We start from the raw sequence: 19,206 nt of genomic DNA on the forward strand, positions 1-19,206 counted from the left end.
TTACGAGTCAATTTTGACTAACAAACGAGGTATAATTGCCAAATTGGGGGAATTATCAAAAAAAAGAGGTTTTTAATCGTAGATGCGAATGACCTCGCCATTGCCTTTTCCGTTCACACTGCGAACGTATCCATTAACTACTTTTTTCATGGGAATAGGGTTGTGCCCAGGAAAATAATCTTTATACTTTTCGTAAGCATCTTCTACCATACCAGAAGATACCACATTAACCCTGATACCATTTTCTGTCTCTAAAGCTACAGCTTGTACAAAACTATGAACACCACCATTTACCATGGCAGCACTAGTAGTTTTTACAACAGGGTCGTCTGCTAGAATACCAGTAGAAAGTGTAATAGAGCCTTTAGGATTTAGAGCATCCTTGCCCAAACGAACAAGGTTTACCTGCCCCATTAATTTACTATTTAGCCCAATATGAAAATCGTCTTCCGTAAGATCGTTGAAATTTGCCCATTTGGCTTCACCGGCTATACAGATAATAGCGTCTAATTGGCCAGTTTTTTCAAACATTTTAGAAATAGAGGAACTATCTTCTATGTCTACTAAGAAATCACCATTGGTTCTGCCGGCAATTAGCACCTCATTATGTTCGGAAAAATGAGCGCTTACTTTTCTTCCGATAGTTCCGTGCCCTCCAATAATCAGGATTTTCATGTTTTTCTAGTTTTAGGTCAAACGTTTTCGCTTGTTCTGTTTAGGGTTCTTTTTACGCGTTTTATATATGGTAAGCGTAGCAATAATACTCCATAACATATTAGATACAAATGGGGGAATGGCACTATAATAATAACAATTTGCCGCAATTAATAATCCACCAATTAAATTTAAGTACTTACTATAGCCTAAATACTTTCTATTTTCCATCATTGTAATGGCGTAGGCTAGGATAATGAGCCCCGAGCCCATCCATCCAAAAACATCAATAAGGAGTTTCATCTTAAATAGTAATATCTATATATATCGATTTGTTAGTTAATAATTTTATAATAAATATTTAGCAAAATCAGTAATTAAAGCCTCATTTCTTTTATAATAAGACCATTTTCCGTGTCTAGTCATAACCAATAATCCACACTTTTCCATACTGGTCAAGTAATTTGAAATTGTAGATTGCGACAATCTAGACTTCTCGTGTATGTATGTAGCACAGACTCCGTCATTAAAATGATCTATGCTGATATGTGGCGGAAAATTCTTTTCAGGTTCCCTGAGCCATTCCATTATCTGCATTCGAGTCTGATTAGATAAACATTTGCTAATTTCAACTGCTTCTTTTACATCCATAGATACAAATATCGGTATTTATCGATATGTAATATAAAATTTAACATTTTTTTTATATAGGAAAATGCTGGACGGGACCGTTGCCTTTGCCCAAGGTTTTGTCTTTACCCTGTGTAATGGCTTTATTTAAATAAGAGCAGGCATTTTTTACGGCCTCTTCTAGGGTAAGACCTAAACTTAATTGAGCGGCGATGGCAGAAGATAAAGTGCATCCGGTGCCATGGGTATTATTTGTATGTACCCTTTTGTTTTGAATAGAAACCGTTTTCTGGGTATCATATAAAAATAGCGTATCCGTCATTTGTTCGGAATCTTCTAAATGTCCTCCTTTTAATAAAACAGAGGTTTTGAATGTATTCCCTATTTCTCTTGCGGCCTCACCAAGCTTCTGTGAATCTATTATTCTATCGATTAAAATCTCAGCTTCAGGAATATTAGGCGTAATAAGATAGGCATCGCTTAAAAAATATTTCAAATTCCCTAGTGCAGTCTTATCTAAAAGTCTATCTCCAGAGGTAGCGACCATTACAGGATCTAGAACTATTTTCTTGATAGAGTATTCCCTAAGGGTGTCCTGTACCATTTTAATAACCTCTGCAGAGTGGAGCATTCCTATTTTAATAGCGCCAAAGTCAATATCCTCAAGAACCGCAATTAATTGTTTGCGTATATGGGCAACAGGAATAGGGTGAATATCAAAAACACCCTGAGTGTTTTGAGCGGTAGTAGCTGTAATGACAGATGCGGCAAAGGCGCCATTGGCACTAATACTTTTAATATCGGCCTGTATACCGGCACAACCTCCAGAATCGCTTCCGGCAATGGTAAGAACACTAGGATATCTTGTAATCATAACTACGAAGAATACAATTGTGGAAATATAAGAGAATCAAAAGTATAGAATTATTTTAAAAGGAGGTGGGGAGACATGGCTATTATCGCATTAAAAATTCTTACATTTTATTAAAAACTTAATTTATTGCCCAGCCTGACTTTTACACTTGCTCACGGACTTTTTTACTGTTGAATAATGGTGCGATTCAAGGACTAAAAGTTAGTGTTATAAAGCAAGTTACTATAACGTTATAGTTATTTCTCTTTTTTCGTTAAAAATACATCCTCTTGAAAGTACCAATTTTATTGGGCTTATCGATAAAGTGCACAATTCCTTCGTTATCTCATATACAAAATAGGTGTTTTCACATACAATGATTACTTAGCTGACAACAAATACTGGTTTTTTTTTTCTTCTAACGATATATTTGATAACATTAACTATTTATATGTAGTCTTTTACCTACCTTTTAAGTAAACCTACGTTTTTAACACTAACCACCGCACTATGAATTTTTCCATTAAAACCAGTGTCCTTGCATTGATCGCTATTCTATTTTATGCTATCAATTCAAATGCACAAATCGATAGTAACCGATACACGGTTCTATTGACACCTCAAAATTTGGCTACCTGTGGAGGAGTCAACAATTCTCTTGAAGAAGTCCTTATTAGAGGTCAGAATGCTACTTGTCATGACTTCAGTATTACTTTTGACCTTCCGCCCGGTGTGGAATATGTCTCAGGGACGGCAAGTATAACTTCGCAAACAGATTCATTTGGTAATCCAATTGCAACGGATCAATATTCAATAGGGGAGGGTGGTACACCTTCTGACCCTATTTTTACTGTTTTACGCCCTAGTGATGCAAATTGGGATGTGGGAGATGAAGTAATCTTTACTTTTGAACGTAGTGCAAATTGTGATGCGGTGGCGCATTCTAACTCTGGTGGTTTGTTTAAAGATGCACACACTATTAATTTTCAAGATGCTGGTGGAGCTAACTCAGATTCGGATACGGAAGTAACTATAGCTTCTTATCCGTTATTGGCCGCTTCTTTAAATATTTCTGCCATACCAACTGTTGATGCAAATGTTGGTGAATCGTACACTAGAGATATTACTCTAGCACAAGGTGGTAATGGTTGTACGGAAACATTTACCTATTATGTAGATTTAGGTGAAGATGTAGATGACCTGTATACCTTATCTTATAATGGTAGTTTTTTAACTCCAGCTACAACAGCAGGACAAGTTCTAACTTACGAAATAGATTTAAACGCAGCTCCTTTTGCAGGGACTGTTGGTGATGGAAATAATTGCTTTGATAATGGGGAAGTAATTATTTTCCAAGAAGCCTTTAGGGTAGATGACTGTTTAGATACCACTATAGTACACAATACCTATTGGGGTTGTAGCTCAGGCGAAACGTGCCAAGCGGCAGAACCACAAACAGGTTCTTTAAATTTTGGTGCCAATGTACCAGATATAGCTATATCAAAAGTAGGTTCTACTACACCAGATTTATGTGGTGCAGTTACCTATACGATTAGAATAGAAAATACGAACACCGCTGTAGGTTCAATGGCTTTGGACTTAGGTGTTAATATTGGTAACGGTGCTAATGCTACACCAGTTGGAACTGCTTCTAACAATCCACTTTGGGATTTTGATTATTTTGATACTAGAAGCGTTTCCAATTTCAGGTTTGCATCGGGTATATCTTTTACTCCAGAAGATAGACCGAGTACAGTATATACTGCAAGAGGGTCTGGTAATACAGTTTCTATACCGCCAAACTTTTTTGGTTCTGACCCTGACGGACCGGGAGGTTTTGATGATTTAGATAATGATGGTTGGTTTGATGATTTACCACCAGGGGAAGCTACAGAGTTTTCGTTCGATTTTACAGTAACACCTAAAGATAATTGTGGTGTGGCTAGATTTGATTACATGGCTTGGGAGCATACCTATATAGATACGTATTTTAAAGATCAATGTAAAAGTGATCGTATTCCTGAACGTATCGATATTGGTTATTTCAATATCATTAGAGATTATACAGATGTTACAGAGGTAGAAGCACCTACAGATATAGTAAATAACGAAGATTTTGTAGTAAGTGTTGCTCCCGCTTTTTATGCGGGAGGGGCAGGTTTGCCTACAATAGATGGTGTCGCTATGTTTTCTAATGATGCCTCTTCAGTATGGAGCATAACACTTACAGTACCTACAGGTATGGCATTACAAACTCCGTTACCGGCAGGTTTTACCCAAAGTGGCAATGAGGTTACATATACTACAACAGACTTAACAGCTGGAGCAAATAAAGAATGGGTAGATTTTCCGATGACCTTTACATGTGGTCCAAATGGTAATCAAGCAATTCCCTACAAAACGAACTACACGGCTACAAGTGCTGCTGGTGTTTGTTGGACACAAGACATTCATTGTGGTACGGTAAATATATACACACACTGCCCAGGTGGTTGTGTTGGTCCTGCAATTGAAGGATTTACTGCCAGAAGACTTACCGCAGGATGGACAGATGATACCATGACTACTAAAGTTGTTTTAGATGATAATACAGATGGTATCAAAAAATATTTAGCAGGTGATCAAATGAAGATTACCACTACTGCTTCTATAAATAGTATTTCATTAGATAACCTTTATTTTGATTTAACTTATGATACAGCTAGTTTAGCTGCTGGTGGTTCGGATATCATTACATTGATAGACACGAAAATTACTATTAATGATAATAGCGCTGGCACTTCAAATTCTGGTGTAATTAACGCAGCACCGGTTTTAACTACCAATGGCTCTACAGAGCATATGTTAAGTTTTGATTTGAGCGATGAAAAAGATTTAATAAGCGCAGCATACTTATTTGAAGGAGACGCTACAAATAGAGATATTGTTGAAGTTGAATTGACTTTTGAGTTTAGTAAAGATTTTCAAGATATAGCTTACTTTGAACTTACCAATTTAAGAGGTGAATTCTTTGCCTTTACGGATTACCCTGCCAATACACCACCCAATAGAGTAGGGTGCGACACTTGGGGAGATAGAGCTTATTATGCTAGACCTAGAATTTATGGAGCTAACCTAGCTCATGCTACTAATGGTTGTACGCCTTCAAACGGAATTATATATTTTAGACATCAAATGGCGCCGGATGATATGCATGGTGATGAATATAGACCACTTACCAATTGGACTTCTACAATTGTAGATATACCGGAAGGGGCTAGATTTACTGGTAATGTTACATCTATCCAATTTCAAGGAGCTTATTCTACCGCAACAGGTGAGTTTATTGCAACCGAAAGTGGTAATCAAGTAATCATTACCCCTGGGCCTAATTTTAGAGATAGGGATCAAGGAGGTTCAATCATTCCTAGATTTTATGTAGAATTTATGGGTACTTGTGAATCACCCCCGTCTGCGGCATATGATTTTACGGTAAACTATGACGATTTTGCTTACGCAACACCAGTGCCTTCAAACTTTAGTTATTCAAATACTTTTAGTTATATACAGCCTACGTTTCAAATTCAATCACCACTACCTACCATTAATGGTGATGCCTATACGGTAGATTTTGATACCAATATAAGTAATACCAGTCCAGAAGATGTAGATTATAACTGGTTACAGGTTACTTCACCAGTAGGTATAAATATTACTAGCGCGCATAGTGTCTCAGGAGGTGTTGAAACTGCAGTCAATTTTTATCAATCTGGTGACAAAACGTGGATCGAGGCTGGTTCTGTTGCTTCAGGTGCCACAAAATCTATACGATTCAAAGCAGATTTTGATGAGTGTGAAAATTTAACAGTTCTTGTAGAGCATGGTTGGGATTGTTCAGGTTACCCTGGCTATCCAGATGCAAGTATAGATACTTCAGATTTTCTAGGAGTGGGAGCTACCTGTTATCAGAATTCTACTTCTATAACATTAGAGCCTAAAGGTTCTCAAGTACAGGTAGCTATCACTGATCAACCTACTGCCGCACAAGATTTATGTACGCCATTCAATATAGAAGTTGATGTTATTAGTGCACAATTGGGAGATTTAATAAACCCTTCATTGGAGTTTGCCATTCCTGGTGGAGACGGTGGTATTACCATAGTAAGTACTAATGTTACTTATCCTAAAGGTTCGGCTGATCTGGCTGACACTCAGCCAGTAACCGTAACCATTGAAAACGGTATAGCCAAGGTAAATTTATTGGAACATACCAATATAGCAGCTCTAAATGGTATTGCCGGTAATCCTGCAACGAATACAATAGATGAAAGAACAGCACACGTTAATCTTGAAATTCAATTGCAGTGCGATTTTATATCCAATTCTGAATTTACCTTTAAGGTTTACGGAGAAGAGCCATGTGGTGATATTGCCGCAGGTAATGGTTCACGAGTAGTTTCTAATTCTATAGAAGCGCAAGGTGCAGTATCGCCTTACAATGCTTTAAGCACAATAAACTTACCTGGTTTTGGTGCGCCTGTTCAAGGTTGTGGTATTACTGATAATATAAATGTAGTTACCACAATTACAGGAGGAACAACTGGTGGTGCTGATTTTGGAAAAGTAACCTTAATACCAGGCATTGAATATGTAGCTTCCTCTTTTGCAAGTGCAGACGGAGCCACTTTTAATAGTATAGCAACAGTGGGCGACCACCAAGAACTTATATTAAACTATCCAGCCGGTGTTACTGCTGGATCAACTATAACTTTCGACTTTGATTTTATAACTACCGATGACGGTATTTGTGGTGATGAGGCAGAAGTGCAGATAGTAAACTATGTAGAGGTTACAGGGGTAACTTGTTCTGCGGCTAGTTGCACGGATTTTCAAGTAGCAACAGGTGGGTCTTATGAAATAATGCCTTTAGAAAAACCAATTTTTAACGGTACTGCAAATGACAGTTTCTTTACGGTAGATACGAGTAACAATTATGAATATCATTTATCCATAGATTTAGAAAATACAAGTGATGTAGATGCAGATGCTGGTTACGCGTATAGTGTATACTGTGCAGATGTGAATGGAGATATTGATGGTGCTGCTATCTCAACAGGAACGGTAGCTAGTACAATTGCTAAAACCGCAACTGTAACAGAAGAAATTACGTTTACTACTTCTGGTGCCGCTTGTTCTGGTACAAATTATATAGTGGAGTTTTTACCTTCTAGTACAAACTGCCAATGTGAGGCTATCCTAATAGAAGTTCCTGTAGTTTCTGGTGCTCCATTAGATTTAGATAATGACAATGACGGTATTCCAGATGCTATTGAGGTTTACAATGGTGATGCAGACGGTGATGGAACTTTAGATTATGAAGATCCTGATTTCTGTTCAGCTAATTTTGATGGTGTAGACGGATGGGATTGTGCAACAATGGGATTACCTGATCCAGATGGAGATTTAGATGGGGATGGTACACCTAATTATTATGATACAGATTTCCCAACTTGTGGAGGATTGAATGCTAACGGAGTATGTATCAACTTTGATACAGATGGCGATGGTGTTCCAAACCACTTAGACCTAGATTCTGACAATGACGGTATAACCGATATTGTTGAGGTAGGCTCAGGAAATATAGATGCAGACGGAGATGGTGTCATAGATATTATTACGGATATAGATAATGACGGACTTGCAGATGTAGTGGATAATGATACTACGGATGGTCCTGAAGGAAGTGCTCCATGTACACCACAAACAGGTTGTGTTCAAATAAATTCTACATCTACAATTTTTGATTCAGATGGGGATGGTACAACTGATGATAGTGGAGATTTTGACGGAGACGGCTTAATAAATGCTTACGATCTAGATTCTGATAATGACGGAATTTTAGATACGGTAGAAGCACAAACTACAAGCGGGTTCAATACACCTGGAGCTGTTGACCCTCTAACAGGTATTCCTGTAGTAGGAACAGATACAGATGGTATAGACCCTATTGATACAGATGGTGACGGTAATCCAGATTACTTGGATTTAGATGCCGATAACGATGGTATCACAGATACTTTAGAAGCCGGTGGCGAAGACGTAGATGGCGATGGTGCTGTAGATGGTTTTGTTGACGCAGATGGTAACGGTGTTGCCGATAGCGTAGATACGACTCCTTTACCAGATGAAGATTCTGATAACGATGGAATTTTAGACCGATTAGATTTAGATTCTGATAACGATGGTATTCCAGATGTAACAGAAGCTGGTGGTATGGATGGTGACGGTGATGGTATCATTGATACGTTTATGACCGATACGGATAATGACGGACTTGCCGATAGTGTAGATCCAGTTGGTCCTGCTAGTCCTGGTACACCAATTCCAAATCCAGATACGGATAACGATGGCTTAGATGATAGATTGGATTTAGATTCAGAAAACGATGGTATTCCAGATGTTATTGAAGCTGGTGGTACCGATCCTGATAATGATGGAAGAATTGGTACAGGTCCAATTACGGATACAGATGGCGATGGACTTTCAGATTTAGTAGATCCAGATGACAATACAGACCCTGCCTTAGGGGATGGTCCAGGTACAGCCTTACCTATTGATAATTTTGACGGAGATAGCGTGCCTAATCACTTAGACATAGATTCAGATAATGATGGTATTACAGATACTACAGAAGCTGGTGGTCTTGATGTTAATGGAGATGGTATAGTAGATGGTTTTGATGACACTGCTACAACAGATGGTTGGGATGATGCTACAGCTGCTTCTCCGCTTCCAATTCCTAACTCAGATACCACAGGTGGTCCAGATTACTTAGATATAGATGCAGATGATGATGGAATTCCAGATAATGTAGAAGCACAAACAACTGCTGGGTATATTCCGCCTGCAGATGCTGAAGCTGCTAACGGATTAGATACAAGTTATCCTGTTGGATTAACTCCAGAAGATACAGATGGTGATTTAATTCCAGATTACTTGGATGCAGATTCTGATGCCGATGGTGTTAGTGATGTTGAGGAAGCTGGTCAAGGAACAATCACAGATCCTTTAGCCGATGCAGATGCAGATGGCTTGAACGATGCTTTTGATGATACTACTGCTGGTTATGATGTAAACAATGACCTAGATACAGGTGCAATTGCTACAGATAATGTAGATGATTTAGATACAGCAGAGGTTGACTTTAGATCCATATTAGATTCTGATAATGATGGTATCATGGATACGGTTGATATTGATGATGATAATGACGGAATCTTAGATACCGATGAAACAGGAGATACAGATGGTGATGGTATTCCAGATAGTATTGACTTAGATTCTGATAATGATGGTATTCCAGATTCAATAGAAGCTGGTGGAACCGATGATGATGGTGACGGTCATATAGACTACCCAACCCCTGGTGACCCAACGTCTATGACAGATACGAATAATGACGGACTTGCAGATGAAATTGCAGCGACTCCTTTACCAGATGAAGATTCTGATGGTGACGGTATCGAAGATAGAATAGATTTAGATTCTGATAACGATGGTATTCCGGATGTAACAGAAGCTGGTGGTCCAGATGCGGACAATGACGGTGTTATAGATACTTTCGCTACGGATACAGACCGTGACGGCTTGGCAGATAGTGTTGATCCTGAAGATGCAACTACTCCAGGTACCCCTTTAGAAAGTCCTGATACCGATGGTGACGGATTTGATGATAGAATTGATACAGATTCTGATAATGATGGTATTCCAGATGTAACAGAAGCAGGTGGTTCTGACCCGGATAACGATGGTGTTATCGGAACAGGAACTATTGCTGATGCAGATGGTGACGGACTTTCAGATATCGTAGATACAGATGATAATACAACGCCTACGGCTACAGATGGTCCTGGTACAGCTTTACCAATAGATAATTTTGATGGTGATGCTAATCCTAACCACTTAGATATAGATGCCGATAATGATGGTATTCTAGATGTAGTTGAAAATGGTACGGGTGCTTTAGATACCAATAATGATGGTGCTATTGACAGTACTGATGATGTATTCTTAGATGCAAATGATAATGGTCAAGCCGATGCTACAGAAGGTACGGCCCCATTAAATACAGATACTACAGGTGGTGCAAACTATATTGATATAGATGCAGATGATGATGGTATTCCGGATAATGTAGAAGCACAAACAACTGCAGCTTATGTTGAGCCAGATGATGCTTTTGACGCTGAAGGTTTAGATACCCAATATCCAAATGGTATTACACCAGAAGATACAGACGGTGATTTAATTCCTGATTATTTGGACCCGGATTCTGACGATGATGGTACGCCAGATATTATTGAAGCCGGACAAGGAACTATGACTGATCCTTTAGCCGATGCTGATAATGACGGATTGAACGATGCCTTTGATGATACACCGGGTACAGATGTAAACAATGATTTAGATACAGGTGCAATCACTACGGATAACGAAGATGATATAGATACTGCTGAGGTTGATTTCAGATCTATATTAGACCGTGACCAAGATGGCATTATGGATATCGTTGATTTGGATGATGACAATGATGGTATATCAGATTTAGATGAATCTAATGGTGTCGATCCAAGTGCCGATGATGACAATGATGGTGTTGTAAACTACTTAGATGACAATCCTGCTGATCCACTAGTTGGTGACGTGAACGGAATTGTAGAGCCAGCCTTTGATTTTGATGGTGACGGTGTTCCTAACCATTTTGATATTGATGCGGATAATGACGGAATCTTTGATGTATACGAAGCCGGAAACGATGCTTTGGATATTAATAACGATGGTGTTATCGATAGTGTTGATGCTGGTTTTCTAGATGCCAATAATGATGGTCAAGCAGATAGTTCAGAAGGTACTATTCCTTTAACTACAGATACTACGGGCAATGCAGATTTCTTGGATATTGATGCAGATGATGACGGTATTCCAGATAATGTAGAAGCACAACCAACAGATGGGTATATCGTACCAGCAGATGCTTTCAGCAGAGATGGCGTAGATACAAATTACCCTAATGGTCTAAGACCGGAAGATACGGATGGTGATTTAGTTCCTGATTATATAGATTTAGATTCTGACGGTGATGGTACTACAGATGTAGTGGAAGCTGGTCAAGGTGCAATTACAAATCCTTTGGCAGATGCAGACGGAGATGGGTTGAACGATGCCTTTGATGATACTCCGGGTAATGATGTCAACAATGATTTGGACACAGGTGCGATCACAACGGATAACGAAGATGATGTTGATACTGCTGAGGTTGATTTCAGATCTATACTAGATCGCGATCAAGATGGTATTATGGATATTGTTGACCTTGATGATGATAATGATGGTATTCCAGATGTAGAAGAGTGTAGCGGTATGGGAAGCGTATCATTAATTCCTGACGGTGATTTTGGAGTAGCGGATATCGCTAGTGACACCTACTTTAATGGTGCTGGTGACGGTGCTGGTAACCCAGATAACTATAACACGTACACTAAGCCAATGCCAGCAAGTATAACTACTACGTATGGTAATGATGCCCCTAGACCTTCCGATGGCAATTATGCAATAGTTACGAACTCAGTAGGTCTTTCGTATGTAGCAGGTGAGCCTATTCCTAACTTCTGGTTGGATATAGAAGATTACACAACAGATGCTCCTGGTGAAATAGGGTACTTTGCTCTTTTCAACGCAGATGGTACGGCAGGTCGTTTCTATGAACAAACCATAACAGGTTTAACTGTAGGAGAAACGTATGAGTTTAAAACGGCAATTATCAACTTGTTCAATCCTGGATATGCAGATAACGGTACGGAACAATTCTTAGGTAACACGCCTATAGCACCAAATGTTTCAATGATAGTGCTAAATAGTGGAGGTACTGTTATGGATCAGTTTGATTCAGGAGATATTCCTAACGATGGAGAATGGAAAGAAGTTTCTTTAATCTTCACGGCTACGGATACAAGTATGACTTTCGCTATTGATAATAATACTGGCGGTGGTATCGGAAACGATTTTGGAATTGACGGTATTTCTTTAACGCAATCATGCGATTTTGATGGTGACGGCATACCAAATCCATTCGATCTTGATTCTGACAATGATGGTATTCTTGATATTGTAGAAGCAGGTGGAACCGATACGGATAATGACGGTCGTGTTGATGGCTTTACAGATGGTAATGATGATGGTCTAGATGACGATACAGCAGCAGACCCATTACCGTTACCAAATACAGACACTGCAGGTAATCCAAACTTCTTGGATATTGATGCAGATGATGATGGTATTCCAGATAATGTAGAAGCACAACCTACAACAGGTTATATAGTTCCTGCGGATGCTTTCAACAGAGACGGTGTAGATACCAACTATCCAACAGGCTTAGTTCCTGAAGATACAGATGGTGATTTAACTCCGGATTATTTAGACTTGGATTCCGAGGATGATGGTATATCGGATATGTTAGAAGCTGGTCAAGGTACTTTAGTAGATCCTTTAGCGGATGCTGATGGAGACGGATTGAACGATGCTTATGATGATACACCGGGTAATGATGTAAACAATGATTTAGATGCAGGTGCTACTGATACAGATAATGTTGATGATACAGATATGGCTGAAGTAGATTTCAGATCTGTACTTGATCATGACCAAGATGGTATTCCAGATACGGTAGATTTGGATGACGATAACGATGGTATCTCAGATTTAGATGAGGCCAACGGAATCGATCCAAGTGCGGATGATGACAATGATGGTGTTCCAAACCATTCCGATGATGATCCTCTTGATCCATTGGTTGGTGATGTAAACGGAACAACGGAACCAGCATTCGATTTTGACGGTGACGGAATCCCTAACCACTTTGATATTGATGCCGATAATGATGGTATCGTAGATGTAGTGGAAGCAGGTAACGGAGATCTTGATACGAACAATGACGGTGTTATTGATAGTAATGATGACGGATTTACCGATGCAACCGGTAACGGTCAAGCAGATAGTTCAGAAGGAACAACGCCACCAAATACAGATGGTTCTGGTGAAGCTAACTTCTTGGATATTGATGCCGATGATGATGGTATTCCAGATAATGTAGAAGCACAACCAACGGCAGTTTATATAGTTCCTGCAGATGTGTTTGATTTAACAGGATTAGATACCAATTATCCAGGCGGATTAGAGCCAGAAGATACAGATATGGATGGTATTCCTGATTATATCGATACTGACTCAGATGCAGATGGTATATCTGATATGTTGGAAGCTGGTCAAGGTACTCTTGTAGATCCTTTAGCCGATGCTGATGCAGATGGTCTTAATGATGCTTTTGATGATACCCCTGGTATTATCGTAAACAACGACTTGGTTACAGGGGCAATCGCTACGGATAACGAAGATGATGCAGATGTAGCTGAGGTAGATTTCAGATCAATGTTAGATTTTGACCAAGATGGTATTCCAGATACGGTAGATCTTGATGACGATAATGATGGTATCTCAGATTTAGATGAGGCTAACGGAATCGACCCAAGTGCAGATGATGATAATGATGGTGTTCCAAACCATTCTGATGACGATCCTAACGATCCATTGGTTGGCGATGTAAACGGAACAACTGAACCAGCGTTTGATTTTGACGGTGATGGTATTCCGAACCACTTTGATATTGATGCTGATAATGATGGTATCGTAGATGTAGTGGAAGCTGGTAACGGAGATCTTGATACGAACAATGACGGTGTTATTGATAGTAATGATGACGGATTTGCCGATACAACCGGAAACGGTCAAGCAGATAGTTCAGAAGGAACAGTACCACCAAATACAGATGGTTCAGGTGAAGCTAACTTCTTGGATATAGATGCTGATGATGATGGTATTCCAGATAACGTGGAAGGGCAACCTACTGATGCGTATATCGTACCAGCAGATGCTTTTGACGCAACCGGATTGGATACGAATTATCCGGGTGGTATAGACCCAGCAGATACAGATATGGATGGTATTCCAGATTATTTGGATGACGACTCAGATGCCGATGGTGTTTCTGATGCTCTTGAAGCTGGTCAAGGTACAATGACTGATCCATTAGCAGATGCTGACGGAGATGGTCTTAACGATGCCTATGATGATACTCCTGGTTTAGATGTAAACAATGATTTGGATACAGGTGCCATTGCAACGGATAACGAAGATGATGCCGATTTAACTCAGGTAGATTTTAGAGATATCCTAGATTTTGATAAAGATGGTATTCCTGATACAATAGATCTTGATGACGATAATGATGGTATAGCTGATTTAGTGGAGACCAACGGAATCGACCCAAGTGCAGATGATGATAATGATGGTGTTCCTAACCATTCCGATGATGATCTTAACAATCCATTAGTAGGCGATGTAAACGGAACAACAGAACCAGCGTTTGATTTTGATGGTGACGGAATTCCTAACCACTTTGATATTGATGCCGATAATGATGGTATTACAGATGTAGTGGAATCAGGTAATGGTGCACTTGACACAAACAATGACGGTGTTATCGATGATAACGATACTGGTTTTGCAGATGCGAATACCGATGGTCAAGCAGATAGTTCAGAAGGAACGGTTCCTCCAAATACAGATGGTACAGGTGAAGCTAACTACTTGGATATTGATGCGGATGATGATGGTATTCCAGATAACGTAGAAGCACAGCCTACCTTAGCGTATGTTGTTCCTGCCGACGCTTTTGATGAACAAGGGTTGGATACCAACTACCCAGGTGGATTAATTCCAGAAGATACCGACGGAGACGGAACTCCAGATTACTTAGACCTTGATTCTGAAGATGACGGTGTTCTAGATATTGATGAAGCGGGCCAAGGTACCTTTACGGGTGTTGATTCTGATGCTGATGGATTGGATGACGGCTTTGACGATACACCAGGTCTAGATGTTAATAATGATTTGGATACAGGTGCCGATGGTACGGATAATGACGACGATGATACTACACCAGAAGTAAACTTTAGAGAAATAGGTGATAGTGATGGAGACGGTGTATTAGATACGCAAGAAGAAGCAGACGGGACAGATAAGAATGACCCATGTGATTACGTAATCGAGAATGTTACTTTGGCTTTCTCAGGTGACTACTTAGTTGCTGATTGTGATGGTGATGGTGTAATTAATGGTCAGGAAATCGACGATGATACCAACCCAGAAGATCCTTGTGATTACATTGAGCGTAGCATAACCTTAGAACAAGGTGGAGATTACTTAATTTCTGATTGTGATGAAGATGGTCTGACCACTTCTCAAGAAGAGGCTATAGGTACTGATCCGGATGTTGCAGATACGGATGGGGATACAATTCTAGACGGACAGGAAATAGAAGACGGAACAGATCCTCTTAATCCTTGTGATTCATTGAACGGTGTACCTACGTTAGAGGCTGGTTGTGATCCAGAATTAGTAGAGACAGGTATTTCTGTTATCAACGAAGTCATTACTCCAGATGGAGACGGTACAAACGATGAGTTCTTAATAGATAATATTGAGTCTTACCCTAATAACACGGTTCAGATTTATAACCGATGGGGTATCATAGTTTATGAAATGAACGGTTACGATAATGTTACGAACACCTTTAAAGGAGTTTCTAACGGAAGAGTTACTATTCAAACAGATTCGAAACTACCGGTTGGTGTATACTTCTATGTGATCAAATATGAGAACAAAGGAGATAACCTAAACAAGGCAGGCTACTTATACATCAACAGATAAAAAAACGTTTCCCAAAAAACCAAATAACCATGAAAAAAGTAATAATAACATTTCTGTCCCTGTTTGCCGGCCTTGTCTCGGTAAGTGCCCAGCAGGACGCGCAGTACACGCAGTACATGTACAACACGATATCGGTGAACCCTGCTTATGCAGGTTCCCGTGGGGTGTTCAGTATCGCTGCGCTGCACCGTTCGCAGTGGGTGGGCCTTGACGGCGCGCCCACGACGCAGACGCTCAATTTCCATACGCCGGTCTCCAAGCGTGTAGGCCTGGGGCTGTCGGTGGTCAACGATGAGATCGGTAACGGCACGAACCAGGACACGTACGTGGACGCTGCCTTTTCGTATACGGTAAAGACGTCGGACGAAGGCAAGCTTTCCTTCGGGCTAAAAGCGGGCGGCCATTTGCTCAACGTTGATTTCACGAAGTTGAGGAACTACGGTGCGGAGAGCAATTTGCCGAACATAGACAACAAGTTCTCGCCCAATATCGGGGCGGGGGTGTACTACCACACGGACCATTTCTATGCGGGGCTATCGGTACCCAACTTCCTCCAGACGGAGCATTTTGACGATTCGAACACGAACGCGAGTTCGTTCCTTGCCGAGGAGCGCATGAACTTCTACTTCATCACAGGATATGTCTTCGATGTGAACGACCGTTTGAAGTTCAAGCCTGCTGGGCTTGTAAAGGTGGTCAAGGGAGCACCTTTGCAGATAGACCTGAGCGCGAACTTCCTTTTGAACGACAAGTTCTCCTTGGGAGCGGCCTACAGATGGGACGCCGCGGTGAGCGCACTGTTCGGTTTCCAGATAACGGACCAGTTCATGGTAGGCCTTGCCTACGATAGGGAGACCACGGACCTGGGAGCGACGAGGTTCAACGACGGGTCTTTCGAGATTTTCCTCAGGTACGAGTTCCTGAACAGGTACAAACGCGTGATAACCCCAAGATTCTTCTAATAGACAAGCAGACAAGACATGAAAAAAACAAGATATATATTCTGTGGTCTGGCATTGATGGCCATGGTATCACAAGCACAGGAAAAAAAGATAAAAAAGGCGGATACGAAGTTCACGAACTATTCCTATGCCTCCGCAATACAGTCCTATGAGGACCTTGTAGAGGACGGCTATACGGAAGAGGAAATTTTCAAGAATTTGGGCAACGCTAACTACCTTAACGCGAACTACGGGGAGGCTTCCAATTGGTACGGCCAATTGTTCCAATTGGGGGTAACAGATATAGACCCGGAATACATGTACCGTTATGCACAAACGTTGAAGTCCTTGGAAAAGTACGATGCATCGGATGTTTGGATGAACAAGTTTAAGTCTGCGATGTCCAACGATCAACGTGCGTTAGCATTTGGAAACAATGAGGATTACCTGGAGAAGATAGAAGAGCGTTCGGGCAGGTACGAACTGAAGAACCTGGGGCTGAACTCCAAGGTATCGGATTTCGCGCCTTCTTTCTATGGAAAGGATTTGGTCTTTTCAACGGCACGTGACAGCGGGCTGATATCGAAGAACATCCACAGATGGAACAACGGTGCTTTTTTGAACCTTTACAAGGCCACTGGCGACGACCAGGGGAACTTTACGGCGTTGGACAAACTGGACAGGAAACTGAACAAGAAAACCCATGAATCCTCTACGGCCTTTACTAAGGACGGGCAGACAATGTATTTTACACGGAACAATTCCGTGAACGGTAAATTCTCAAGGGACGAGGAAGGGATAAGCAGACTGAAGATATTCAGGGCCGACCTGATAGAGGAAGAGTGGGGCAATATTGTGGAACTACCCTTTAACGGAGACAGTTATTCGGTAGCACACCCAACCTTGAACAACGACGAGACAAAACTGTATTTCGCCTCTGATATGCCGGGAACGGCAGGGGAGTCGGATATTTTTTCTGTAGAGATAAACGAGGACGGTACTTTCGGAGCACCACAGAACCTGGGTCCACAGATCAATACGGAGGCCAGGGAGACCTTTCCTTTTGTAACGGAATCGGACATTTTATATTTCTCCTCGGACGGGCATCCCGGCCTTGGCGGTCTTGACGTGTTCGGAACGGACCTGAACGACGATAGCGGCAAGGTACTTAACGTGGGAAGACCCTTGAACGGTGAGGAGGACGACTTCTCGTATATCGTAAACGAAGGGACTAGAAAGGGCTTTTTTGCCTCGAACCGAGATGGGGGGCAAGGGAACGACGATATCTATAGTTTTTTGGAAAAGGAACCTTTGGACTTTACCTGCCATACGAACATTACAGGGGTAGTGAAGGACAAGAAGACAGGAGCCTTACTAGCTAACGCAAGCATCAAGGTGTACGATACGAAGAAAAACTTAATAGCGAGTTCGGAAACGGACGCCAACGGCGCGTTCGCTATGGAAGGCGACTGTACGGACGGCAACTACAAAGTGGTGGCCACGAAAGCGGACTACGACGAGGGCGACAAGATATTCGCCACGGTAAACGCCAAGGACGCCACGGGTATAGAAGTGGTACTGGCACAGAAGGACAAATCGGCACCTATCGGGACGGACCTAGCGAAGTATTTGAACATCGAACCGATATACTTTGATTTCGATAAGTACTTCATTAGAGAGGATGCGCGTATCAGTCTGAACAAAGTGTTGGCGTATCTTAACGAATATCCTAATGTGAAGATACAGGTAGGTTCTCACACGGATTCTAGAGCGAACGACAGCTACAACCTACAACTGTCTGCCAACAGGGCAAAGTCCACGGCGGCTTACTTGGTAGAACAAGGCATAGATGAAGGCCGTATCTCTTATGAAGGTTTTGGTGAGACACAGCTAACGAACGATTGTAGCAATGGGGTGCCATGTACCAAGGAGCAACATCAGATGAACAGACGTTCGGAGTTCATTGTCGTGAAATAGGAACTTAATAAATAATATAAATAGAAAAGGGGAGGAGCATTGCTTCTTCCCTTTTTTTGTGCGATAAAATCACCTGTCAATTTTAAAAAATCTTACAAAAATAATGGTTTGTATTTTTCTAAAAATTCCAAAATAATAATTTTTGTATTCAAAAATGAGGTCAAAAATAAGTTGTCTGAAAACGCTTGCTATTATTATGATTATCGACGAAATGCGTAATTATTTTTTTTGTCATATACAAATTATAGGTTTTCCCATACAACTTATATACACTTCACAACAATAACTAGAGTAATTTTTTATCTGATAGTATATTTAAGAACATTAACTATATTTAAGTAGTATTTA

At 40.7% G+C, this 19,206-nt stretch carries 7 protein-coding genes; 3 read left to right on the plus strand and 4 right to left on the minus strand.

All coding sequences use genetic code 11. The features are described 5' to 3' along the window. Positions 1 to 72: 72 nt before the first annotated feature. The 4 genes from IWB64_RS13355 to thiD are packed head-to-tail and all read right to left on the minus strand — an operon-like array spanning position 73 to position 2,158. Positions 73 to 675: a short chain dehydrogenase gene (locus IWB64_RS13355; RefSeq protein ID WP_194534467.1), complete on the minus strand. Its 603-nt coding sequence runs from the start codon at positions 673 to 675 to the stop codon at positions 73 to 75. A gap of 12 nt (positions 676 to 687) precedes the next feature. Next, a complete protein-coding gene (locus tag IWB64_RS13360; protein WP_194534468.1) occupies positions 688 to 957 on the minus strand; it encodes a hypothetical protein in 270 nt (89 codons plus the stop codon). 45 nt (positions 958 to 1,002) lie between these two features. After that, positions 1,003 to 1,305 (minus strand): ArsR/SmtB family transcription factor, encoded by a 303-nt coding sequence (locus tag IWB64_RS13365; RefSeq protein WP_194534469.1) that lies wholly within the window; start codon positions 1,303 to 1,305, stop codon positions 1,003 to 1,005. 52 nt (positions 1,306 to 1,357) lie between these two features. After that, positions 1,358 to 2,158, minus strand: coding sequence for a bifunctional hydroxymethylpyrimidine kinase/phosphomethylpyrimidine kinase (thiD, locus tag IWB64_RS13370; protein WP_194534470.1), 801 nt, complete (start codon positions 2,156 to 2,158; stop codon positions 1,358 to 1,360). Between the two features lie 489 nt (positions 2,159 to 2,647). On the opposite strand from thiD, the gene IWB64_RS13375 reads away from it, so the two are divergent. The 3 genes from IWB64_RS13375 to IWB64_RS13385 are packed head-to-tail and all read left to right on the plus strand — an operon-like array spanning position 2,648 to position 18,858. Beyond that, the gene (locus tag IWB64_RS13375) at positions 2,648 to 15,940 is read left to right on the plus strand and encodes a T9SS type B sorting domain-containing protein (RefSeq protein ID WP_194534471.1); all 13,293 of its coding nucleotides are present in this window, start codon (positions 2,648 to 2,650) and stop codon (positions 15,938 to 15,940) included. 29 nt (positions 15,941 to 15,969) lie between these two features. Next, positions 15,970 to 16,902, plus strand: a complete 933-nt coding sequence (locus IWB64_RS13380) for a PorP/SprF family type IX secretion system membrane protein (RefSeq protein ID WP_194534472.1) — start codon at positions 15,970 to 15,972, stop codon at positions 16,900 to 16,902. An 18-nt stretch (positions 16,903 to 16,920) separates the two neighbouring features. Next, positions 16,921 to 18,858, plus strand: coding sequence for an OmpA family protein (locus tag IWB64_RS13385; RefSeq protein WP_194534473.1), 1,938 nt, complete (start codon positions 16,921 to 16,923; stop codon positions 18,856 to 18,858). Positions 18,859 to 19,206 lie beyond the last annotated feature (348 nt).

It is taken from the genome of Zobellia nedashkovskayae (genome assembly GCF_015330125.1).
In the GTDB taxonomy this organism is placed as follows: domain Bacteria; phylum Bacteroidota; class Bacteroidia; order Flavobacteriales; family Flavobacteriaceae; genus Zobellia; species Zobellia nedashkovskayae.

What these genes read in the sequence shown, in the direction of transcription:
- IWB64_RS13360 (WP_194534468.1), bottom strand. Translation starts at nt 957, where the DNA reads ATGAAACTCCTTATTGATGTTTTTGGATGGATGGGCTCGGGGCTCATT.
- IWB64_RS13355 (WP_194534467.1), bottom strand. Translation starts at nt 675, where the DNA reads ATGAAAATCCTGATTATTGGAGGGCACGGAACTATCGGAAGAAAAGTA.
- IWB64_RS13365 (WP_194534469.1), bottom strand. Translation starts at nt 1,305, where the DNA reads ATGGATGTAAAAGAAGCAGTTGAAATTAGCAAATGTTTATCTAATCAG.
- thiD (WP_194534470.1), bottom strand. Translation starts at nt 2,158, where the DNA reads ATGATTACAAGATATCCTAGTGTTCTTACCATTGCCGGAAGCGATTCT.
- IWB64_RS13375 (WP_194534471.1), top strand. Translation starts at nt 2,648, where the DNA reads ATGAATTTTTCCATTAAAACCAGTGTCCTTGCATTGATCGCTATTCTA.
- IWB64_RS13385 (WP_194534473.1), top strand. Translation starts at nt 16,921, where the DNA reads ATGAAAAAAACAAGATATATATTCTGTGGTCTGGCATTGATGGCCATG.
- IWB64_RS13380 (WP_194534472.1), top strand. Translation starts at nt 15,970, where the DNA reads ATGAAAAAAGTAATAATAACATTTCTGTCCCTGTTTGCCGGCCTTGTC.